The following is a 21,769-nucleotide window of genomic DNA, read 5'->3' as shown; positions in this document are numbered from 1 at the left end:
GAAAGTACCGCTGCGAGGCTTTCGTTATCGGCCCGCGTGGGCCGGTTGTTGTTCGATCGACTTGGCGCGCTTCTGCAATTCTTCGGTGGTGTCGCCTTCGCCGTTCGGCAGCCAGCCCGGAGGACGCAGCAGGAAGCCGACCGCATCCGACACGCTCTTCGCGTTGTACATGTCCTTCGCGAGGCTGACCCAGTGCTGCATCTCGACGACGATCGGGTTATGCGACGTCACCGGCGTCGTCAGGCCGTAGACACACGGCTCATCGGCGCGCTCTTCCACGTACGTTCCGAACAGGCGATCGAAGATCACGAGCACGCCGCCGAAGTTCGCATCGAGATATGTCGCGTTCGATGCATGGTGCACACGATGCGCCGACGGCGTGTTGAACACATATTCGAGCCAGCCGAGCTTCGGAATCCACGTTGCGTGCAGCCAGAACTGATAGAGGAGGTTGATCGACACGACCGCGAGCACCACGTCGGGCTTCACGCCGAACCACACGAGCGGAGTGAAGAAGATGGCCGAGCCCGCGATCTTGGTGGTCCAGCCCAATCGATACGCCGACGACAGCGTCAACTGGTTCGGCGAATGATGCACCGCGTGATTCGCCCAGAAGAAGCGGATCGTGTGCGACGCGCGGTGATACCAGTAGTAGCAGAACTCCTGTCCGATGAAGAGCAGGAACAGCGTGAGCGCCGTGTTCGTCGTGACCGTGTGGATGCGATGCTCCCACGCGAAGTTGAAGACGGGCGTCGCGAGCGAGAGCGGCAGGAACGCGAGGAGCTTGCGGCCGACGAGATCGACGAGCGAGATCCAGGTCTCGTGCCAGTCGAACGCCTTGTCGGTGCCCTTGTACTTGAAATGCAGGACGACGGCCTCGAGCAGCGACGCGGTGAGGACGATGCCCATCACGTACATCGAGATTTTTCCGAGCAGTTCCAGTTCCATGATTGTTCGCCTTGGTGGGTGGTTGCGAATGAACCCATTGTGGCGATCGGCCCGGTTAAAAACCACGCGCAAACTATTTCACGGAATGTCACGGCCCGCCCGCCAAGCCTTGCGGCACAAGGGGCGGGCCTCTCGGACCAGTCATTTCAAGGCATGTCGCGCGGCAAGGATCAGAATTCGACGCGCGCGTTGAGCGAGAGCGTGCGCGGCTCGCCCGGCTGGATGTAATCGGCATACTGGAATTCCCAGTAACGGCGATTCGTCAGATTGTCGATAGCCGCGCGCAGCCCGACGTTATGTCCGGCGATGCGCGTCCTGTAGGTCGCGCCGAGGTTCATCACCAGATAGCCCGGCACCTTGATGTCGCCGGACGGACTGAGGCTCGTGTTGCCGGTGAATTTCGCATCGGCGCCGAGCGTCAGGCCCGGAACGACGGGCACCGCGTAATTCACGTGCGCCGCCGCGACGAATCCCGGCGCGCCCGCGACGCGATTGCCGTTGTTGGTCGAGCCTTTCTCGTAGTGCGTCGCGATCCACATCAGATCGGCGCCGACGGTCCAGTCCCGGCCGAGACGCACGTCCGCGCCCGCTTCGGCACCCTGAAAGATCGACTCGCCGTCCTCGACGAAGACGTTGTCGCTGTTGGCATACTGCGCGCCGCGCTCGATGCGGAACAGCGCGGCCGTCGCGCTCCAGCGTGCGTTCTGGCTCTTCACGCCGACTTCGTATTGCTTGCTGCGCAGCGGCTTGAGCAATTGCCCGGCGTTCGCATAGGTGTCGCCGACGACGTTGCCCGCTTCGAGCGATTCGACATAGCTCGCATAGAGCGTCGTGCCCGGCGTGAGTTTGTACATCAGCGCGACGGTTGGCGTGAGCACGCCGTTTTGCGTGTACGTCGACGACGTGCTGCCGTCGAGGCCGTAACCGTGCTGCTCGTAGTTCGTGTAGCGCAGGCCGCCGAGCACGGACCAGCGCTCGGTCAGCGCGATCGTGTCGCTCGCGAACAGCGCCTTCTGCGTGACGTCGGCGGCGCGATAGGTGTAGAAGCCGGAGCTGTCGTAACGATTCACGTTCGGCTGATAGAGATTGCCCGTGCCGAGCTGCGCATAGAAGGAGTTCGCGCCGTAGTCGGTCGTCTGCTTCTGGTAATCAGCGCCGAACACGAGCTGATGCCTGAGCGCTCCCGTCTTCACGAGACCTTCGGCCATCACGCGGAACGTGTTCAGCTGATGCCCTTCCTTGCCTTCGAAGCGATAGTCGTCGTAATCGCCTGCCTGATCGAGCAGATACCAGGTGCCTTCGTTGCGATAGCGCGTGCTCTTGCTGAAGCTGTACGTCGCCGAGAGCGTCCAGTCCGGGCTCAGGTTGTAATGCAGGCCGGCGGTGTAGATCTGCAGGTTGGTGTTCAGATGCTGATCGGGCGTCTGCAGCGTGCTGCTGCCGCCGGACAGCGTCGCTGGCAGCGACGTGCCGGTATATCGCGCGGTCGAAATCGCCGTCGTGATGCCGGACGCATGCCGCTCCTGATACAGCGCGCCGAAGGTCGCGGTGAGATCGCGGGTCAGGCGCGCGTCGGCGGCGAGCGAGAAGGAATCGCGCCGCACGTTGCCGTCGTTGTACGTCTTGCCTTCCTCGTGCGTCGCGTTGAAGCGGTAGCCGACCACGCTGTCCGGGCCGACGCGCCCGCCGAGATCCAGATGCTCGGTCCAGACCGACGTCGAGCGATAGCCGACATCGACGCTCGCGATCTGCCTGTCGGTCGCCGGCGGCTTTTTCGTCACGTAGTTCACGACGCCACCCGGCGCGCCGAAGCCGTACATGAAGCCCGACAGCCCTTTCAGCAGTTCGACGCTTTCGAGCTGCTCGTAAGGCATCGTGATGCCGTAGCCGTTGTACGGCTGGCCGTCGAGCTTGAAGCCGTTCTGCCAGTCGAGCTGCATGCCGCGCACGGTGATGTAGCTCGCCCACGCGTTGTACGGATTGCTGTTGTCCGACACGGAAGCGTCCTGCGCGAAGACGTCGCCGAGCTTGTTGGCCTGCCGGTCGGCGAGCTCCTCGCCGGTGACGATCGTCGTCGAGAAGGGCGTCTCCAGTTGCGTGCGCGAGCCGAGCGCGCCGCTCGACACGTCGTCGCGCAGATGCTGCAGCGTGTCCTGCGACGCGGTGACGGACACCGCCGGCAGCGACGCCTCGTGGGGTTGATCGGCGGCTTGCGCGCCGTCGCTGCCTTGCGCCATCGCGGACTGGCTCATCGCGAAGAGCAGCAGGGCGGCGAGGGTCGAAGGCCGCATCGTCGATGTGGCCGGGAATGCGCGCGAGCGCGTCGCTGATTTCATGGTCTGTCCGTCGTCGTTTGAAGTTGTTTTAAATGCGAATCGTTCGCATTATCGGGCGACGGCATTCTGCCCTGAACATCGCGAGCTTGTAAACTTTTGCTCCACTGTCGGCACGGATTCGTGACAAAAAATCGGTAAGCAGCTTACGAGAAGCTTGTGTGGCCGGTCAGTCGTCGATAGAATTGCGAACAATTCCTATTTACATCACGTCGAAAAGATGATCGCCGTCGCGCACGACTATCGCTCCGAGGAGCGGGCATGAGGCCGGTTCTGGTTCGCCTGCATCGCTGGCTCGGCGTCGCGACCGCGCTCTTTCTCTTCGTCTCGGGGCTGACCGGCGCGATCATCGCGTGGGATCACGAGATCGACGCGCTGCTGAATCCGTCGTTCTTCAACGCGCGCACCGATGCGCCCGCGCTTCCGCCGCTCGAACTCGCGCGGCGCGTCGAAGCGGCCGATCCGCGCGTCGAGGTGACGTACCTGCCGCTCGGCATCGAGCCGGGGCACACCGCGCAGATGATGGTGATGCCGCGCACGAATCCGGCGACGAACGCGCCGTTCGACGTGCCGTACAACCAGATCGCCGTCGATCCCGCGACGGGGCAGGTGCAGGCGCAGCGCATGTGGGGCGCGGTGTCGCTCGCGCGCATCGATCTGATGCCGTTCCTCTACAAGCTGCACTACACGCTGCATTTGCCGGTCGTCGGCGGCTTCGATATCGGCACGTGGCTCATCGGCATCGTGGGCATTCTCTGGTTCTTCGATAGCGGCATCGCGCTGATTCTGTCGTTTCCGAGCGTGAAGGCGTGGCGCAAGTCGTTCGCGTTCCGCGTGAAGCGCGGCGGCTACGCGCTGACGTTCGACCTGCATCGCTCGGGCGGCGTGTGGATCTGGGGCCTTCTGCTCGTCATGGCGCTCACCTCGATCTCGATGAATCTTTCCGAACCCGTGATGCGCCCGGTCGTATCGATGTTCTCGAAGCTTTCGCCTTCTTTCCTCGACAACCCCGAACTCGTGCGCGCCGGCCCGCCGGGCAAGGCGCCAGCCACGCGCGAGCAGATTCTGGAGATGGCCGCCCGCGACGCGAAACGCGAGAACCTGACCGAACCGCCGGGCGCGCTCTACTACGCGCCGATGTTCAAGGCTTACGGCGTCGGATTCTTCGCGCCGGGGCACGATCACGGCGACGTCGGTCTCGGCAACGCCTGGCTGTACTACAACGCCCAGACGGGCGCGCTCGCGGGATCGACGATTCCGGGCCGCGGCTCGGCCGGCGACATCTTCATGCAGGCGCAGTTTCCGCTGCACTCGGGGCGCATCGTCGGCGTCGGCGGACGGATTCTCGTGAGCGCCGTGGGCATCGCGGTCGCGGTGCTCAGCGCGACGGGGCTCATCATCTGGTTCAGGAAGCGCGCGGCGCGCCGTCATTCGGCCGCCGTCGCCGATGCGCGGTCGGCACGTTCAATGACTTCGTAAATCCGAGGACCCTCGCATAAAGCGCGATTCAAAAGCCTGACGCGCGTCAGACGTTGCGTTCCGACAAATCTCTCGTTATCGGAATGATAACGACTCTTATTTGCAATATAATGCGGCGCACAACGGCCTCGGGCTGCCGCGCGCTTGCGCGGCTTGCTTCGACGCTCAGAACAATGCCGCCCGGATTCCATTCGCGCCCCGGGACGGAAGACCGACCAACATCGACGTTCCTCCTCTGATTCATGCCCGTTTCCCGTGTTTCCACCTTGCAGGCCACGCCTGCGAAGGCGCTCGTCCGTCGCGCGTCGAGCGTAGCCATCGTCGCGGCTGTCGCGGCGGTGTTTTCCGTGTCCGCTCACGCGCAATCGTCCGGCGCAAGCAACGCTGAAGGCGCGAATTCGCCCGCCGAGAGCACGCTGCCCGCCGTCAAGGTTCAGGCGTCGAAGGAACAGTTGCCCGGCGATCTCGCGCCGACCTATGCTGGCGGCCAGGTCGCGCGCGGCGCGGATTTCGGGGTGCTCGGCCAGCAAAAGATGATCGACGTGCCGTTCAGCATGACGACGTACACGTCGAAGCTGATCGAGGACCAGCAGGCGCGCACGCTTTCGGACGTGCTCGCGAACGATCCGGCGGTGCGTACGGCGTTCGGCTTCGGCAACTTCTCCGAGGTGTACATCATTCGCGGGTTCGAGCTGCAAGGCGATGACGTCTCGCTCAACGGTCTCTACGGCATCACGCCGCGTCAGCTCGTCTCGACGGATGCGCTCGAACGCGTCGATGTGTTCAAGGGCGCGAACGCGTTTCTGAACGGCGCATCGCCGAACGGCTCGGCGGTGGGCGGCGGGCTGAATCTGCAACTCAAGCGCGCCGACGACAAGCCGCTCACGCGCGTGACGATCGATGGCGAGACGTCCGGTACGATCGGCGCGCATGTCGATGTCGGCCGCAGATTTGGCAGCGAAGGGCAGTTCGGCATCCGCGTGAATCAGGCGAATCACGACGGCGAGACGTCGATCGACAACGAACATCGGCGGGATAACACGACCGCCGTGGCGCTCGACTGGCGCGGCGACAAACTGCGTCTGTACGCCGATTTCCTGTATCAGCGCCAGCGCGTGAACGGCGGCCGCTCGACGGTCTACGACTACGCCAACTACATTCCCGAACCGCCGTCGGCGTCGTACAACTACGGGCAGTCGTGGAACTACAGTTCGATCGAAGACACGGTCGGCATCCTGCGCGCCGAATACGATTTCCTGCCCGGCTGGACGGCTTACGTGACGGGCGGCGCGCGTCATACGGACGAGCACGGCGAGTATTCGTCGCCGAGCATCAATACGACGGGCGTCACGCAATCGCGTCTCGGCGTGCCGCACAAGGAAGACGGCACTTCCGCCGAAGCCGGCGTGCGCGGTCACTTCAACACCGGTCCGGTGTCGCACTTCGTGACGGCGGGCGCGTCGATCGTGCGCGTCGATTCGAGGTCGGCGTACACGTACAGCGGCTCTTGGGCGTCGAGCATCTACGACACGCCGCAGGTGCCGTATCCGGCGACGATCGGGCAGGCGGGCAATCTCGCCGATCCGCAAACCACGTCGCTCAGCCTGCTGCGCAGCGTCTCGATCTCCGACACGCTCGGCTTCCTCAACGACCGCGTGCTGTTCACGGTCGGCGTGCGTCATCAGGACATCCACGCGAACAACTTCGACTACACGGGCGTTCAGACCGAGGCCTACAACGACTCGGTGACGACGCCGCTGTTCGGTCTCGTCGTGAAGCCGTGGCAGAACGTGTCGTTCTTCGCGAACCATAGCGAAGCGCTGACGATAGGCGAGGCGGCGCCGTCAACCGCGGTCAACACCGGGCAACTGCTGCCGCCGGAGAAGTCGAAGCAATGGGAAGTCGGCGCAAAATATGACAACGGCCAGTACGGCGCGTCGATCGCGGCGTTCCAGATCGAAAAGCCGTTGACCTACACGAACACGTCGAACGTTTTTGTCTCGGACGGCACGCAGCGCCATCGCGGTATCGAGGCGTCGGTGTTCGGCGAGCCGGTGCGCGGCGTGCGCCTGATCGCGGGCGCGACGTATATCCACGCGACGCAATACGGTCTCGGCGACGCCTCCCTGGACGGCAATAAGCCGATCGGCGTGCCGACGTTCATGTTCAACGTGAACGCGGAGTACGACGTGCCGATGCTCAACGGCCTCACGCTGACGGCCCGCTGGATCTATACCGGGTCGCAGTATCTGAACACGACCAACACGCTGTCGATTCCGCACTGGAACCGCTTCGACCTCGGCGCGCGTTACGCGACCGTGATCTATGGCAAGCCGACGACGTTCCGCGCGAGCGTGCTCAACGTCGCGAACAAGTCGTATTGGGCTTCGACGATCGGCGGTTATCTGACGCAAGGCGCGCCGCGCACGGTGCTGCTGTCGGTGACGACGGATTTCTGATCGCGTCGATAGCAAGCGAAAAACGCCGCGCGTTCGTGAGGACGCGCGGCGTTTCCATTTTGGGGGCCGAGGCAATAAATACTCGGGAGCCGGCCGTTTACCGAGCGCAGTTCAAAACGGGGTCACATAAGTTGTTGATTTTTATGACAGAATACGCAAAGTGCGAGCGGGGCGTCGAGTAAATCTTGCGCATTCCGCCCGGTTTCAACGTTTATCTCTGTGAGGTTAGGTGATATGGGAAGTCTTAGCATCGGGCATTGGCTCATCGTCTTGGCTATCGTCGCGCTCGTTTTCGGCACCAAAAAGCTGCGTAGCGTCGGTTCCGATCTCGGCGGCGCGGTCAAGGCTTTCAAGGATGGCGTGGGCGAAAGTGCGACGCCGGCCGCCAATGCAACGGCGACCATCGACGTCCCGGCCAAGGATGTGACCGCACGATAAGTTGCGCGCGGTGATCGCTCAATCGATGTTCTTCACGCAGCGAAATCCCGCATAGACGTACTGGTAATGCCCCTGGAACCAGTTGCGGAAGCTCGGCCGCAACATGCACGCCGCCGTGCGGGCCGAGCCGCCCTTTATCACGAAGTGCTTGCCGTCGAAGAAATTCGCCGAATAGCCGAGATAAAACGGAAACGGCTCGAAGCCGTTCAGCGGGCCGAATTCCGTCGACGTCCATTCCCAGCCGTTGCCGAATTGCCCTTCGACGCCGAACTCGCTGCGATTCTCCGGATGCGCCTGCACCGGCGCCGGGTCCCATCGGCGGAAATCGAAGTTGCCTTCCGCGACATGCGGCGCGCCCGATGCGGCGCGCTGCCATTGCGCCTCGGTCGGCAACGACTTGCCCGCCCAGCGCGCGTACGCCTTCGCTTCGGCGTAGCTCACGTAGACGGGCCAGTCGGGCGGCAGCGCGATTTCGTCGAACATCGTGCGTAGCTGCCATGCGTTCGCGTCGTCGCCGGGAATCCAGAACGCCGGGTGCGCGATGCGCTGCTCTTCCTTCCACGCCCAGTCGGCGTCGTCCCAGTAATCGCGATTCCAGTAACCGCCTGCATCGATGAAACGCAGATAGTCGCCGTTCGTGACCATATGGCGGTCTATCTCGAACGCGGGCACCTCGATGCGTTCCTCGCCGAACTCGTTGTCCCAGCCGAACAGGCCGCTTTCCCGCGTCAGCCCGAGCGTCGTGCTGCCCGCCGGCACGCGCACGCTTTCGTGTGACAGATCGCGATCCGACGAACGTTCCGAAAACGCATTCGATGGCGCGATTTTTCTATCGACCGGCAATTGATGCAGCATGTACGCGAGCGTTTCCGCATGCATCAGCCGATGCTCGATCGCCACTTCGAGCAGCTTCGCGGGCGGCTCGTCTGCCGAAAGCGGCGCCGCGGCGATCCTGATCGGATCGAAATGCGCGTCGATCTCGGCGCGAACCGTGTCGCGATACGCGCGCACTTCGTCGAGCGAAGGCCAGTCGGACGGTTGATCGGTCGGCAGGCCGCCGTCCACCGGATCGATCCCGAAAGCGAAAAGCTGGTCGTAGGCGGGATTCGGGCTCGGCAGATCGAAGAGCCGCTGATCGAGCAGATTGCGGTCGAAGGCTTCGAGATGCCCGATATAGAAAACGATGCGATGCCGCTCGGCGATCGGCCTGTCGTAAAGGTGCTCGGGCTTGACGACATTGAAAAGCTCGTCGGTGACGCGGCGCGCTTCGGCGAGGCGCTCGAGCAGCGGATGACGCAGGGAAGGTTCGCGGTTCATGTCGCCCAATCTCCGTGGCTGGCCAGTGGCTTCGCAATCGACCAAAACGCGCGCCGTAGCGCGCGTCGGTCGAATCGAAAAGACTAAACCGTAGCGAAGCGCATGCCAACAGAAAAATAGGCGGCGATTATTCGGGCCGACGCAATAATCGCAGACGATGTCCCGTCAGACGGCGCGCAGCGCGTCGAAGTCGCGAATGCGGATGAACTTGCCCTGCGTCTCGATGAGGCCCGCCTTGTCGAAACGCGACAGGGTGCGGCTCACGGTTTCGAGCGTCATGCCGAGATAGCTGCCCATGTCGTCGCGCGTCATACGCAGCGTGAATTCCGACGACGCGTAACCGCGCTTCGACAGCCGCGACGAAAGATCGAGCAGCAGCCGCGCGACGCGCTCGTCGGCCCGCAGCATGCCGAGCCGCACGACGTGATTCGCCTCGCGGTTCACCGCGTGACTCATCATGCGATGCAGGCGCTTTTGCAGCGCGTCGGTTTCGCGGCACATGCGCTCGAAAAGCGAATACGGCACGACGCAGACGGAGCTGTCTTCGAGCGCGATCGCATCGCACGTATGCTCGCCTTCCTCGATGCCTTCGAAACCGAGCGCATCGCCCGCGAGCAGCAGCCCCGTCACCTGCTCGCGGCCGCCGTCGTGCGTGATGACCGTCTTGATCGACCCGGAGCGCACGGCGAACAGGGCATCGAAGCGGTCGCCCGCGCGAAAGAGCGCGTCGCCGCGCTTGACCTTGCGCGTCACCGAAATGATGTTCTCCAGCTTGGCGATGTCGTTCGCGCACAGGCCTTCGGGCATGCACAGATGACGCATCGCGCACGTGGAGCAGTGCGCCGAATTGCGGCGCGCACGGGAAAGTTCGGACACGACGGACATTTTGGGCTTCGTTTTGTTGATGAATGACAAAACGATTCTCCCATAGGGCAACCATTGGCCCGCGTGAAAAATTGACGCGGGCACGGCATCGGTCAAACTTTTTTACCTTACTGGGTTGCTTTTTTACCGAGATCGCCAATGGTCGACGGAATCAGCGCCGATGCTTTTTTGCGATAGGTCGATCTGGCGCAAGGCAGGCCGTACAATTCGTGGTTCTTCTACATCAGCGTCCGCTTAACAAACGGCGGCGCGATCTCTTTTTAGCACTTCTCCATCCCGCCCGCCCGACCGTGACTCAATCGCCGCCTGCTTTACCGTTCAGAACCGCTCTCTACGCGATGCTCGGCATCGGCCTCGTCAACATGCTCGTCGCGCTCGATCAGACGGTGGTCAGCACCGCGCTGCCGTCGATCGTGGCGGAGCTGCACGGCTTCGAGTTCTACGCGTGGATCGCGAGCGCGTATCTGCTGGCGTCGGTCGTGACGGTGCCGGTGTTCGGGCGGCTCGGCGACTACTTCGGCCGCAGGCGCTTCGTGATCGCCGCGGTGATTACGTTCACGGTCGCGTCGGTGCTGTGCGGCCTCGCGCCCAGCATGTTGTTCCTCGTGCTCGCGCGCGGGCTGCAGGGCGTCGGCGGCGGGATGATGGTCGGCACCGCGTTCGCGTCGATTCCCGATCTGTTCCCCGATCCGCGCGCCCGCGTGCGTTGGCAGGTCGTGCTCGCGGCGGCTTACGGCATCGGCACGGCGGCCGGGCCGTCGCTCGGCGGCTGGATGAGCCAGCACTGGGGCTGGCGCTCGACGTTTCTCGTCAATCTGCCGGTCGGCGCGGCGGCGCTGTATTTCATCTGGGCGCATCTGCCGAACCTGCATCGGCCGCGCGAGGGCGGCGTGAAGATCGACTGGACGGGCGCGGCGCTCGTCGCGCTGGTGCTCGGCGGCTTTCAGGCGCTGATCGAGGCGCTGCCGCAGGACGGGCTGACGGCCGCCAATGTCGCGCTCGGCATCGGCGTGGCGGTGTGCGCGGTGGCGCTCCTGATCTGCGAGCGGCGCGCGACGCATCCGATCATCCCGCTCGACATTTTCCGCGACGCGCAGATGAACACGCTCTTCACGCTCTCGTTTCTCGCGGGCTTCGTGATGTTCTCGCTGATCTTCTTCGCGCCGCTCCTGCTGCAAGGCGGCTTCGGCCTGTCGCCGCAGGCCGCGGGTCTGCTCGCGACGCCCATCGCCGCGTGCATCGCGCTCGGCAGCTTCATCAACACGCGCATCGTGATTCACATGAAGAAGCCGGTGAATATCCTGTCGATCGGCTTCACGCTGCTTTTGATCGCGTCGGTCGGACTCGCGTTCGCGCGCGAATCGACGCCGCACGTGTGGATCGAATTGCCGATGGCCGCGACCGGCATCGGCCTCGGCTTCATCCTCAACAACATGAATATCTTCGGGCAGGAGATCGCGGGCCGCGAGCGCTTCGGCATCACGACGGCGCTCCTGCAATCGACGCGCATGGTCGGCGGGATGATGGGCACGAGCATCGTCGGGACGATCGTCGCGCATCACTATGCGAGCGTCGTGGCGCGCACGGTGAGCGTGCTCGGGCCGTCGGTGTCGGCGCAGTGGCTGCCGCGGCTGTCGGATCCGCGCATTCTCGTCGATGAAGCGTTGCGCGAGCGCATCCTCGCCGAACTGGGCGCGGCCGGTCTCGACGGGCCCGCGCTCTTCGATGCCGCCCGCGACGCGCTCGTGCAGTCGATCCACATCGGCGTGCTGCTGACGGCCGTCGCCGCGCTCGTGGCGGCGCTGCTGGTGCGGCGCATCGCGCACATCACGTTCAGGAAGTCCGCGACGCCCGTCGCCAAAACCTGAGGCGCTTCCTTTCGCAAGTGGTGCGTCGCGCCTATAGTTTCTGGCGTCAACGCAAGACCGGTTTTCGCTTCGGCTTCGACCGCGCACCGCATTTGCTTCACCGCTCTCGATGACCACTCGCACGCCTCGCGCGGAACGCTTGCGCGGGGCGCGGGTCACTCGCTTTAGCGGGCGGCCGCGCCTAGCGCTCGCCGCCCATCGCCAACAAGAGATGAGGAGCTGAAATGAAGATCACCGGAGAGATGCTGATCGGGGCATCGGCCGTGCGGGGCACCGATGCCACGCTCCGCGCGTTCGACCCCGCGCGCAACGCCGATCTCGAACCCGAGTTCGGCGGCGGCGGCGCGGCGGAAGTCGCGCGCGCATGCGAGCTGGCCGAAGCGGCGTTCGACGACTATCGCCACGCGCCGTTCGAAACGCGCGCGCAGTTTCTCGAAGCGATCGCGGACAACATCATCGCGCTCGGCGATACGCTGATCGAGCGCGCGATGGCCGAATCCGCGCTGCCGAAGGCGCGTCTCGAAGGCGAGCGCGCCCGCACGGTCGGGCAGTTGCGGCTCTTCGCATCGCTCGTGCGCGAGGGCCGCTGGCTCTCGGCGACGCTCGATTCCGCGCAGCCGGACAGAAAACCGCTGCCGCGATCCGACCTGCGTTTGCAAAAGATTCCGCTCGGCCCGGTCGCCGTGTTCGGCGCGAGCAATTTTCCGCTGGCGTTTTCGGTGGCGGGCGGCGATACCGCCTCGGCGTTCGCGGCGGGCTGTCCGGTGGTCGTGAAATCGCATCCGGCGCATCTCGGCACATCCGAACTCGTCGGCCGCGCGGTGCAGAAGGCGGTCGCCGACAACGGCTTGCCCGAGGGCACGTTTTCGCTCGTCGTCGGCGCGGGCAATGCGATCGGCGAGGCGCTCGTCGCGCATCCGGCGATTCAGGCCGTCGGCTTTACCGGCTCGCGGCGCGGCGGGCTCGCGCTCGTCGATATCGCGGCGAAACGCCCGGTGCCGATTCCCGTCTTCGCCGAAATGAGCAGCGTGAACCCGGTTTTCGCGTTGCCGGGCGCGCTGGAAGCGCGCGGCGACACGCTGGCGGCGGCTTACATCGATTCGGTGACGCTCGGCGTCGGCCAGTTCTGCACGAATCCGGGCCTCGTGATCGCGCTGGAGGGGCCGGATCTCGACGACTTCATCGATCTGGCCGCCACCGCGATCATGAAGAAGGAAACGCAGACAATGCTCACCGCGCAGATCGCCGCGGCCTACGCGAGCGGGATCCAGGAACGCGACGCGTCCGGCGCGCGCAATATCGCGACCGGCGTGAAGGGCGACGCACCGAGCGGCGCGCTGCCGGTGCTGTATCGCGTGAATGCGGAGGAATTTCTGGCCAAGCCGCAACTGTCGGGCGAGATTTTCGGACCGACGTCGGTGATCGTCATTTGCCGCGACGAGGACGAGATGATCGCCGTCGCGCGCCATCTCGAAGGCCAACTCACCGCGACGCTGCTGATGGAAAAGGGCGACGTCGAGCTTGCGCGGCGCTTGTTGCCGGTGCTCGAGCGCAAGGCGGGCCGGATTCTCGCGAACGGTTTTCCGACGGGCGTCGAAGTGTCCTACGCGATGGTGCACGGCGGGCCGTTCCCGGCCACATCGGACAGCCGTTCCACGTCGGTCGGCGCGATGGCGATCGAGCGCTTCCTGCGCCCGGTGTGCTATCAGGATCTGCCGGCGGCGCTGTTGCCGGCTGCGCTGGCGGACGACAATCCATTGAACTTGTGGCGTCTGAGGGATGGAGAGCTGGGGCCGAACTGAGCGCCGGCATCGAATATCTGCGGGACGAATAAACGGTATTTATTCTTCTCGCAGATACTCGCTCTGGTTTGTAGTTGGCCGATTATCTGTGTGGCGAATAAACTGCTTTTATTCGCCACACAGATATTTCGCGCCATGCAACAAGTTATCGTGACAGTCGCGCAGATGGGCCATGTGCTCGCGGCCGGCCGCAAGCAGGCCGGACGGACGCAGACGCAGGCGGCGGCGCGCCTCGGCATCAGCCAAAGCCGGCTTTCTACCCTGGAGCGCGATTCAAGCTCGCTGACGCTCGATCAACTCCTCGCGATGTTCGGCGTCTACGGCCTCCAGTTGCTGGTGCAGGCCCGGCCCGACACGTCGCTGATCGAAGCAAACGAGGCCGACTGGTAATGGCCGGGCGTCGGCTTCATTCCCGCGCGTTGTCCGAATGGGCCAACGGAAAGCGCGTGGCAACGTGGAATCTGCCTACGCGCGGACCGGCGGAACTCATATACGACACCGAGTGGATTCGCTCGGACGAGGCACGTCCGCTCTCGCTGTCGCTGCCGATCGGTCTCGACGGCGCGCCGCTGAAAGGCGACGCCGTGCTCAACTACTTCGACAATCTTCCGCCCGACAGCGAGCCGATTCGCCGCCGCATCGCACAGCGCTTCCAGACCGACAGCGCCGATGCGTTCGACTTGCTGCGGGCCATCGGTCGCGATTGTGTCGGTGCCGTGCAACTGCTTGCCGACGACGAAGCGCCGAAAGACATCGAAAGCATCGAAGGAACGCCGTTCAGCGACGATGACGTCGAAAGCCTGCTGAATCAGGTGGCCGGCGGCATGCCCTTGGGCACCGACCATGACCACGACTTCCGCATTTCGCTCGCGGGCGCGCAGGAAAAGACCGCGCTGCTGCGGCACGGCGGACGATGGCTCAAGCCCCATGGCGCGACGCCGACGCGATCTCGCGCGCGTGCTGCAACAGTCGACCGAAGCGCGCCGTGACGTGCAAACGCTCGTGAGCGCGCAGATCCTGTTCTGGCTGCTGGCCGCGCCCGACGGTCACGCGAAGAACTTCAGCATTCTTCTGGCGAGGGGCGGACAATACCGCCTCACGCCGCTCTATGACGTCATGTCGATCCGGCCAGTGGAAGGCGACGGCGCCAACCAATGGTCGTGGGACAAGGCGAAGCTGGCGATGGCCATCCCCGGTGCGAGCAGGCGCTACGCGTTTCGCGAGATCAAGCGCCGGCACTTCGACGCGATGGCGCAGAGATGCGGTTTCGGCGACAGCGCGGAGCCGACCATCCGGCACATCATCGAACGCGCGCCGACGGTCATCGACGAAGTGACAGCGCAATTGCCCGGCGATTTTCCGCCTCGGGTCGCCGAGCGTATCTTCGATGGGCTGAACAGATCGATCGCCGAGTTGACCGGCGTGGCCGCCGGCGAACCGTGAAGACAACCCCCAACCGGAGACAAGAAAGATGACCCACCCCGACCGCCGCTATCCCGACCCCGCCGTGCGCGTGCTGGACCCGCGTTTCAATGCACTGCGCATCGCATCGGCGTCGGTGGAATGTCTGTATCAGGGCGCGCGCTGGTCCGAAGGGCCGGTCTGGTTCGGCGACGGCCGCTATCTGCTCTGGAGCGACATCCCGAACAATCGCATCCTGCGCTGGGACGAAGAGAGCGGCGAAGTCGGCGTGTTTCGCAAGCCGTCGAACAACGCGAACGGCAACACGCGCGATCGCGAAGGCCGGCTCGTAAGCTGCGAGCATCTGACGCGGCGCGTGACGCGCACCGAATACGACGGCTCGATCACCGTCATCGCCGATCGCTACGCCGGCAAGCCGCTCAATTCGCCGAACGATGTCGTCGTGAAGTCGGACGGCTCGATCTGGTTCACCGATCCGACCTTCGGCATCGACGGTTTCTACGAAGGCGAAAAGAACGAGGCGCAACTGAAGCCCTGCGTCTATCGCGTCGATGGCCAGAGCGGCGAAATCACGATGATGATCGACGCCTTCGTGGGCCCGAACGGTCTCGCGTTCTCGCCGGACGAATCGGTGCTGTATGTGGTGGAATCGCGCGCGACGCCGCGCAAGATTTACGCGTTCGACGTGCTCGACGGCGGCCGCAGGCTAGGCGAGGCGCGCCCGCTCATCGATGCGGGCCCCGGCACCCCCGATGGCTTTCGCGTCGATATTCACGGCAACCTGTGGTGCGGCTGGGGCATGGGCGACGCCGAACTCGACGGCGTGCGCGTCTTCACGCCGCAAGGCGAAGCGATCGGCCACATCGACTTGCCCGAGCGTTGCGCGAACGTGTGCTTCGGCGGACGGCATCGCAACCGGTTGTTCATGGCGGCGAGTCACGGGCTCTATGCGCTTTACGTCAATACGCAAGGCGTGAAAGGCGGTTAAGCCTTGCCGATCTTCTCCATGATGCGCTCGGGATGCTGGCTCGCCGCGAAGCCGAAGCGCGCGTAGAGCCCGTGCGCGTCGGACGTGACGAGCATCATGCGGCGCAGCCCCTGAAGATCGGGATGCGCCATCACGCATTGCATCATCCATGTGCCGAGGCCCGCGCCTTGATGCTCGGGCAGCACGAACACATCCGCGAGATAGGCGAATGTCGTCGTGTCGGTAATCATGCGCGCATAGCCGATCTGCGCGTTGCCGTGAAAGAGCCCGAACGCGAGCGAATGACGCGCGGCGCGCTCGACCTTTTCTCGCGCGATGCCCGGCGACCAGTACGCCACTTCGCTCAAATAGCGATGCACGACATCGAAGTCGAATTCGTCGATGTCCGTGCTCAGCCGATAGCCGTCCCGGGTCCATTGCATCGCGCGCTCCATGAGTTTTTCGAAGCGCCGAGCATAAGCGATCGATGCGTCGCGCTCCATGCACACTTCGCGCGCGCAAGTGTCAGTGGACGGTATAGATGCGCCCCGTCTCCGCGCCCTCGACACTGCGGCTGTACGCCAGCGCCACGCGCGCGCCGCTCGCGGCCTCGAAACCGCGAAAATACGGGCCGAAGCTTTCGCGCGCCTCTTCGAGCATCGTCGGACTCACGACGTTGATGCGCAGGCCGCGAGGCAGTTCGATCGCCGCGCCGCGCACGAAGCCTTCGATCGCGCCGTTGACCGCCGCCGCGCTCGCGCCCTCGCGAATCGGCTCCGCGCCGACGATGCCGCTCGTCAACGTGAACGAGCCGCCGTCGTTCAGGTAATCGCGCGCGGTGAGCACGAGATTGACCTGGCCCATCAGCTTGTCGTTGAGACCGAGACGGAATTGCTCCGGCGTCATCTTCACGAGCGGGCCGAAGTGCACGTGACCGGCGGTCGCGACGATCGCATCCACTTTGCCGATGGTTTCGAAGAGCTTTCTGATGCTGTCGAGATCGAGCAGATCGACGCGATGCGCCCCGCGCGTCGCACCGATTTCGATGACTTCGTGACGGGCTTTCAATTCGGCGACGACCGCCTGGCCGACCGTGCCGGTTGCACCAATGACAGCGATTTTCATGATCGGGCTCGCATGGATGACGTTGAAGGTGGTCATGCATTGTGCGAGCGGACGGACGCGCGAAAAAGCCGCGTCCGCTTCAAGGATTGCAAACCGCGAGTTACGAATGGCTAGTGCGTCGCGAGGCGTCCTGGCATCGGCGAAAGAAGATAGAGCGACGCCGCGAACTTGCAGACGAGTCCGACGCCGCAGACGAACGCGGCCGCCGGAAAGATATGCCATTGCAGCGCAAGGGTCGGCGCGACGAGGGCGACGGACACGAATCCGAGCACGACGGTCAGCCAGCGCGCCCATTGCAGGCGTGATGCAACGCACACATAGAGCAGGCCGACGAGCACCCGCGACGCGACCATCGCGGCGAGCGGATGGCTCGATGCATCGCCTGGAAGCCCGATGGCGAGCGTCAATGCGAACTCGGCCCATGACAGCGCCCAGGCCGCGCCGAGACACGCGATCGCCGATGTAAAGCGCTGCTCGGGCGTAACGGCGTGGCGCGTAGCCGGTTCAAGTTGCGTGGTCTCTTCGGTCTCTTGCGTGTAACCGTCGTATGCGTGGGTCGTCATGTGGTTTCCCCTTTATCGACTCTCGTGCGCCGGCGATGTATGTTGCGCTGCGGCGCTTCGTTCGCCGTGTCCCTGAGCATACGCCGTGCCACGCTCAAGGAACGCGCGTTGCTTCGCATTACGTCGATTAGCAACGAGCAAAGGAGCAGACGATGGGCAATCTGAAGGAACAGAATCCGCATTCGGAACGTGACGACGAAGATCTCGACAAGGCAGTCGAAGACACGTTTCCCGCGAGCGATCCGCCTGCAACGGGCGGCGTGACCCGCATCGAAACCGATGACGAGAAGGAAGAAAAAAAGTAACGCGCGAAGCCCACGCAAGTAAAAAGAGCCGCATAGTCCATGCGGCTCTTTGCTTATGCGCGACGGCGGTCGTGCTCATTTCCGTTCGAGCTCGAAGAGCCGCGACGGACGCAGATGATTCAGCGCGTAGTGCTTGCGTCCGCGCAAGGTGTGGCCGTGCGGATCGCGTCCTTCGAAACGCACCTTGTCTTCGACCTCGGGGACCGTCGGCGCGACCATGCCGCGATCGATCAGGCGATAGCCCCGCTCCAGCGCAAGCAACACGCCATTGCGGCCGGGACGGCTGTCGAAGCCGCCGAGACCATCGCCCGGTTCGGGTACGAAGTTCACGGTCGTCGCATTCGAAGTGATGACGGAATCCGGCTCGCGCGCGAGCATTTCCGCTTCGCGTCGCGCATGAATGCTCTTCGCGTCGGCATCGACGGTGTCGTCGAGTCCGTCGTCGTTGGCGACATCGACGCCGCGCGGCGGCTTCTCATAGAGACCTTGCGGGCCGACATGCATGCCTGCCTTCGTCGTCTCCGTCTTCGCACCGGCGCCCGCGCCCGCGTGCGCTTCGCCGCCCGCTGCGGCCTTGTTCGCATCGCTCATCTTCACGTGAGCGGTTTCCGCGCCGGGCGTCTTGATCGGACTGTCGGCGACCTGCTCCTTCTGCTTGTTCTGCGGATCGTTTGATTCAGCGTTGTTCATCGCATTGCTCCGTTGCAGTTGGACCTGAATTGACCAAGCCCTCACGCAAGACTCGTTCCGGATATTTGGCGACGGAACCGCGAGCCTTGCCGGAGAGCGCCTTCGGAGATACTTAAAATTTCAGGCCTTTTTTCGACCCCAAGCCGATTTCCTGCAAGTATTATTTGGAACCTGTCGGCGGCAAAGCGCAATACGCGAAACTCGAGCAATCAGGAGGGCGCGTTACCTTGCCGTCGAAAAAGAGCAATGCGATTCGAACGAGCAGGGCACTTTCACACAGGTGACTCATGCAACACGATGCAGCCTTTTCACATCGAGGCTACCTTCTAAACTGCGCGCCCGCCCGGGCCGGAGATGGCAGCTACCAGCCGTACGTGGTGATCTCGCGATCGAGCGATGGCGAGCTCGTCGCGAACCGATTCTTTCCTTCGGAGCTGCGATTCCGCAACGAAGGCGAAGCCATCGCGCACGCGCGCGACTGGGCCGTGCGCTGGATCGACGCAAGCAACGTCACAGCCTGAGCGATGTTCCGCGCGAGCATCGGGGACGCGGGTGCGCGATCGGCCGGACGGCAGGCTTTCGCAAAACCGGTTACGCTTGTCGTTTAATCCGTCCCTCGCTTCTTGCCCGACATGCAGAACATGCCCACGTTCGGCGCAGTACCGCCGCTCGAAACATCCCGCGACACCGCGCTCGACACGCCTCAGGAATGGGGCCTCGCCCGCATCGTCGCGGACTTGCGCCAGTCGCGCGAAGAGCTTCATCGCACGCGGCATCCGCTCGGCATACGTGAACTGCCTTCACGCGAGGCCATCGTCGGGATCGTCAACGGCCTGCGCTCGGCGCTCTTTCCCACGCATTACGGCGCGCCCGATCTGACCGACGAAAGCGTCGACTACTATGTCGGGCAAACGCTCGAAACCAACTTGCGTCTGTTGCGCGAACAGATTCGCCGCGCGCTGCGCTTCCTGCCCGAACATCGCGATACGAGCGAAGCCGATCTCTCCGCGCAAGCCTTCGCGATCGCGCGCGAGTTCGGCGCGCAGTTGCCGCATATCCGCGCGCTGCTCGTAAGCGACATACAAGCTGCTTTCACCGGCGATCCGGCGGCGCAGCACATCACCGAGATCCTGCTGTGTTATCCGGGCGTCTGGGCGATGACGCATCATCGTCTCGCGCATGCGTTGCACAAGCTCGGCGTGCCCTTGCTCGCGCGCTTCATCAACGAGATCGCGCATTCGCTGACGGGCATCGACATTCACCCGGGCGCGACCATCGGGCCGAGCTTTTTCATCGATCACGGCACGGGCGTCGTGATCGGCGAGACGGCGGTGATCGGCCAGCATGTGCGCGTCTATCAAGCCGTGACGCTCGGCGCGAAGAGCTTTCCTTCGACGAGCGATGGCGCGCTCGTCAAAGGCAACGCACGGCATCCGATCGTGGAGGACGATGTCGTCATCTACGCGGGCGCGACAATTCTCGGCCGCGTGACCATCGGCAAAGGCTCGGTCATCGGCGGCAATGTGTGGCTCACGCATAGCGTGCCGTCGGGCAGCAACGTATCGCAGGGGAAGATTCGCGAAGGTTCGGGACCGGGCACGCCGGGCAACGGATTCGGCGCATGAAAAAAGGGCCGCGAGGCCCTTTTTTGTTTGCTTGCGTTTGCGTTTGCGTTCGCGCGTGCGCTTTGCTTGCGGCGGCCTTACGTATTCGACACGCTGAACGCATTCTGATTGCCGACGATGGCAAGAAACTCGCGACGCGTCGATGGATCGTCGCGGAATGAGCCGAGCATGCGCGAGGTGACCATCGACACGCCCGCCTTGTGCACGCCTCGCGTCGACATGCATTGATGCGCGGCTTCCAGAATGACACCGACGCCGAGCGGCTGCAGCACTTCGTTCAGCGTATCGGCGATCTGCGCGGTCATCTTCTCCTGAATCTGCAGACGCTTCGCGAAGGCGTCGACGAGACGCGCGAGCTTCGAAATGCCGACGACGCGTTTGTTCGGCAGATAAGCGACATGCGCGCGGCCGATGATCGGGACCATGTGATGCTCGCAATAGCTCTCGAAACGAATGTCCTTCAGGACGATCATTTCGTCATAGCCTTGCACTTCCGAGAACGTGCGAGCGAGGATGTCATGCGGATTCTGCGTATAGCCCGCAAAAAACTCTTCATATGCGCGCACGACGCGGCCCGGTGTATCGAGCAGGCCTTCGCGGCGCGGATCGTCGCCCGCCCAGCGCAACAGAACACGGACAGCGGCTTCGGCTTCCTCGCGGGTCGGACGATCGGCTCCATCAGCAGGCATGTCCGAACCTGAAAGATTGTTTTTGCGCGGGGCGCTCATCGAAAGCTCCTATGAGTCAAGGTGCAAATAGTACATGCGATATTTTTGGCACCCCGCCATTGTTTCACGTTTCAGAAGGCCGATACGGATGTCAGGTCTTTCCCCCACCGTCGATGCCCGAACCCGTGCGCCACACCTGCTTGCCTTCTTCCGTCAGCACGCCGCTGCTATGGTCCTTGTTCGGCTCCGTGCCGGGTTCGGCCATGTTCCCGCCCGGCTGTTCCTGCGCTGTCTGCTTATTGCCCTTGCGTTGCGCGATACGGTCTTCCTGAGAACGTCCGGCGTAGTTGCTCATGGTGCGCCTCCTTTCGAATTGATGCGATGAAAGGCGCGCAAGCCGCGTTCCAGCCGGACGGTCGTCGCATGCTTATTGCGGCTGACCTTCGACGCCGCCGAGCACCATCCAGTTGACGCCGAATTTGTCCGTCACCATGCCGAAGCGCTTGGCGAAGAAGGTTTGCGTCATCGGCATCTGCACCTGGCCGCCGTTCGATAGCGCGTTGAAGTATTTTTCCGCCTGCTGTTCGTCATCGGCCGTGAGCGAAAGCGATACGCCCTTGAATTCGGTGTTGCCGCTGCACATGCCGTCGGAGCCCATCACCATTGAATCGCCGATGGTGAATGCCGCATGCATGATCTTGTTTTCCGATCCCGACGGCACGCCGCAACCGCTCGCGGCTTCGGCCTTGCCGGCGTCGGGGTTTTCGCTGAAGCGCATCATCATGACGACTTGCGCGCCCAGGTTCTCGCGATAGAACGTGATCGCTTCCTCGCAGCGGCCTTCGAAAAACAGATAGGGTTGCACTTGCATGACT

General features: G+C 63.7%; 21 protein-coding genes and 1 pseudogene. 11 read left to right on the top strand and 11 right to left on the bottom strand.

The genetic code is table 11. From position 1 onward, the window contains the following. Positions 1–24 precede the first annotated feature (24 nt). Both QCE49_RS30830 and QCE49_RS30825 read right to left on the bottom strand, forming a co-directional pair. On the bottom strand, positions 25–948 hold the full coding sequence (locus tag QCE49_RS30830) for a sterol desaturase family protein (RefSeq protein WP_008352862.1): 924 nt from the start codon (positions 946–948) through the stop codon (positions 25–27). Between the two features lie 170 nt (positions 949–1,118). Next, entirely contained in the window at positions 1,119–3,284 is a 2,166-nt protein-coding gene (locus tag QCE49_RS30825; RefSeq protein ID WP_409017595.1) for a TonB-dependent siderophore receptor, read from the bottom strand. Positions 3,285–3,542: 258 nt separating this feature from the next. Between QCE49_RS30825 and QCE49_RS30820 the strand changes: the two genes are divergently transcribed. From QCE49_RS30820 to tatA, 3 genes are all read left to right on the top strand, one after another. After that, a complete protein-coding gene (locus QCE49_RS30820) occupies positions 3,543–4,760 on the top strand; it encodes a PepSY domain-containing protein (protein ID WP_250458019.1) in 1,218 nt (405 codons plus the stop codon). 242 nt (positions 4,761–5,002) lie between these two features. Further along, a complete protein-coding gene (locus tag QCE49_RS30815) occupies positions 5,003–7,219 on the top strand; it encodes a TonB-dependent siderophore receptor (protein WP_250458018.1) in 2,217 nt (738 codons plus the stop codon). Positions 7,220–7,453: 234 nt separating this feature from the next. Next, positions 7,454–7,657: a Sec-independent protein translocase subunit TatA gene (tatA, locus tag QCE49_RS30810; RefSeq protein ID WP_008352869.1), complete on the top strand. Its 204-nt coding sequence runs from the start codon at positions 7,454–7,456 to the stop codon at positions 7,655–7,657. 18 nt (positions 7,658–7,675) lie between these two features. Here the strand turns inward: tatA and QCE49_RS30805 are convergent, their stop codons facing one another. Both QCE49_RS30805 and QCE49_RS30800 read right to left on the bottom strand, forming a co-directional pair. Further along, positions 7,676–8,974, bottom strand: a complete 1,299-nt coding sequence (locus QCE49_RS30805; RefSeq protein WP_008352871.1) for an SUMF1/EgtB/PvdO family nonheme iron enzyme — start codon at positions 8,972–8,974, stop codon at positions 7,676–7,678. Between the two features lie 165 nt (positions 8,975–9,139). Then, positions 9,140–9,859: a helix-turn-helix domain-containing protein gene (locus QCE49_RS30800; RefSeq protein ID WP_008352872.1), complete on the bottom strand. Its 720-nt coding sequence runs from the start codon at positions 9,857–9,859 to the stop codon at positions 9,140–9,142. Positions 9,860–10,197: 338 nt separating this feature from the next. On the opposite strand from QCE49_RS30800, the gene QCE49_RS30795 reads away from it, so the two are divergent. The 5 genes and pseudogenes from QCE49_RS30795 to QCE49_RS30775 all read left to right on the top strand — a co-directional run bounded on the left by QCE49_RS30795 (position 10,198) and on the right by QCE49_RS30775 (position 15,939). Further along, entirely contained in the window at positions 10,198–11,727 is a 1,530-nt protein-coding gene (locus QCE49_RS30795) for an MFS transporter (RefSeq protein WP_250458046.1), read from the top strand. A 224-nt stretch (positions 11,728–11,951) separates the two neighbouring features. Then, entirely contained in the window at positions 11,952–13,529 is a 1,578-nt protein-coding gene (locus QCE49_RS30790) for an aldehyde dehydrogenase (NADP(+)) (protein ID WP_250440728.1), read from the top strand. 90 nt (positions 13,530–13,619) lie between these two features. After that, a complete protein-coding gene (locus QCE49_RS30785; RefSeq protein ID WP_409017593.1) occupies positions 13,620–13,919 on the top strand; it encodes a helix-turn-helix domain-containing protein in 300 nt (99 codons plus the stop codon). Further along, a pseudogene (locus QCE49_RS30780) lies at positions 13,919–14,972 on the top strand (HipA domain-containing protein). Before QCE49_RS30785 ends, QCE49_RS30780 begins: the two are co-directional and overlap by 1 nt. Positions 14,973–15,000: 28 nt before the next feature. Beyond that, a complete protein-coding gene (locus QCE49_RS30775) occupies positions 15,001–15,939 on the top strand; it encodes an SMP-30/gluconolactonase/LRE family protein (protein ID WP_250440726.1) in 939 nt (312 codons plus the stop codon). Here QCE49_RS30775 and QCE49_RS30770 read toward each other — a convergent pair. From QCE49_RS30770 to QCE49_RS30760, 3 genes are all read right to left on the bottom strand, one after another. After that, complete coding sequence (locus tag QCE49_RS30770; RefSeq protein ID WP_250458016.1) at positions 15,936–16,361, bottom strand: GNAT family N-acetyltransferase; 426 nt, start codon at positions 16,359–16,361, stop codon at positions 15,936–15,938. The genes QCE49_RS30775 and QCE49_RS30770 overlap by 4 nt on opposite strands. Positions 16,362–16,443: 82 nt before the next feature. After that, complete coding sequence (locus QCE49_RS30765; protein ID WP_175979582.1) at positions 16,444–17,046, bottom strand: short chain dehydrogenase; 603 nt, start codon at positions 17,044–17,046, stop codon at positions 16,444–16,446. A 107-nt stretch (positions 17,047–17,153) separates the two neighbouring features. Continuing rightward, the gene (locus QCE49_RS30760; RefSeq protein WP_175979520.1) at positions 17,154–17,606 is read right to left on the bottom strand and encodes a hypothetical protein; all 453 of its coding nucleotides are present in this window, start codon (positions 17,604–17,606) and stop codon (positions 17,154–17,156) included. A gap of 152 nt (positions 17,607–17,758) precedes the next feature. Between QCE49_RS30760 and QCE49_RS30755 the strand changes: the two genes are divergently transcribed. Then, a complete protein-coding gene (locus tag QCE49_RS30755) occupies positions 17,759–17,911 on the top strand; it encodes a hypothetical protein (RefSeq protein WP_008352886.1) in 153 nt (50 codons plus the stop codon). Positions 17,912–17,986: 75 nt separating this feature from the next. Here the strand turns inward: QCE49_RS30755 and QCE49_RS30750 are convergent, their stop codons facing one another. Continuing rightward, positions 17,987–18,601 carry a DUF3005 domain-containing protein gene (locus QCE49_RS30750; RefSeq protein ID WP_175979519.1) on the bottom strand — a complete coding sequence of 205 codons (615 nt, stop codon included), beginning with the start codon at positions 18,599–18,601 and terminating at the stop codon, positions 17,987–17,989. Positions 18,602–18,888: 287 nt separating this feature from the next. Between QCE49_RS30750 and QCE49_RS30745 the strand changes: the two genes are divergently transcribed. Together QCE49_RS30745 and epsC are read left to right on the top strand one after the other, a co-directional pair. Then, on the top strand, positions 18,889–19,122 hold the full coding sequence (locus QCE49_RS30745; protein WP_008352888.1) for a hypothetical protein: 234 nt from the start codon (positions 18,889–18,891) through the stop codon (positions 19,120–19,122). A gap of 111 nt (positions 19,123–19,233) precedes the next feature. Continuing rightward, positions 19,234–20,226, top strand: a complete 993-nt coding sequence (gene epsC / locus QCE49_RS30740) for a serine O-acetyltransferase EpsC (protein WP_250458015.1) — start codon at positions 19,234–19,236, stop codon at positions 20,224–20,226. Between the two features lie 77 nt (positions 20,227–20,303). On the opposite strand, the gene folE is transcribed toward epsC, so the two are convergent. The 3 genes from folE to QCE49_RS30725 all read right to left on the bottom strand — a co-directional run bounded on the left by folE (position 20,304) and on the right by QCE49_RS30725 (position 21,765). Next, a complete protein-coding gene (folE, locus tag QCE49_RS30735) occupies positions 20,304–20,954 on the bottom strand; it encodes a GTP cyclohydrolase I FolE (protein ID WP_008352890.1) in 651 nt (216 codons plus the stop codon). Between the two features lie 91 nt (positions 20,955–21,045). Next, positions 21,046–21,249 carry a hypothetical protein gene (locus tag QCE49_RS30730; protein ID WP_008352891.1) on the bottom strand — a complete coding sequence of 68 codons (204 nt, stop codon included), beginning with the start codon at positions 21,247–21,249 and terminating at the stop codon, positions 21,046–21,048. A 72-nt stretch (positions 21,250–21,321) separates the two neighbouring features. Beyond that, positions 21,322–21,765 (bottom strand): VOC family protein, encoded by a 444-nt coding sequence (locus tag QCE49_RS30725; RefSeq protein ID WP_008352892.1) that lies wholly within the window; start codon positions 21,763–21,765, stop codon positions 21,322–21,324. Positions 21,766–21,769 lie beyond the last annotated feature (4 nt).

This window comes from Caballeronia sp. LZ008, assembly GCF_031451435.1.
GTDB lineage: Bacteria > Pseudomonadota > Gammaproteobacteria > Burkholderiales > Burkholderiaceae > Caballeronia > Caballeronia zhejiangensis.
The sequence above is the reverse complement of the archived record's forward strand: the minus strand, read 5'-3'. Positions and strand labels throughout refer to the sequence as shown.